Below are 413 nucleotides of genomic sequence, written 5' to 3' on the forward strand. Positions count from 1 at the left end.
GGTCACCAAGGAACTGGTCATCAACGTCGTCAGCCTGCTCAACCGCAGCCGCTACTCCATGACCCACCACACCGTCATCGGCTACAACACCCTGTCCGAGCTGCTGTCCCATCCCGACCCCGGCACCCGTGCCGAGCAGGCCGAGGCGATGCTGCTGCACCTGGTCGACGAGCACGGCAACCCCACCTTCGACCGCCCCGGCGCACCGCCCTACAACGACCTGCACCTGGCGTGCCTGCGACTGGCCGCCGCCACCCAGGCCGACCCTCACGCCATCACCGACGACCAGGTCCGCGACACCCACCGCGTCCTGTCTCGACCACGCCCCCGCCGCCATCACCGCCCACGGCCTCGACCAGTACCCCGGCACCGACACCCCCGCCTACCACAACGCCTACGCCACCGGCATGCTC

General features: G+C 70.0%; 1 protein-coding gene. It reads left to right on the forward strand.

Going from position 1 to position 413, the window contains the following annotated elements:
• On the forward strand, positions 1 to 413 hold a 413-nt coding region (locus tag ADL03_RS48115), incomplete at both ends, for a hypothetical protein (RefSeq protein WP_197288091.1).

The organism is Nocardia sp. NRRL S-836 (genome assembly GCF_001279525.1).
GTDB lineage: Bacteria > Actinomycetota > Actinomycetes > Mycobacteriales > Pseudonocardiaceae > Lentzea.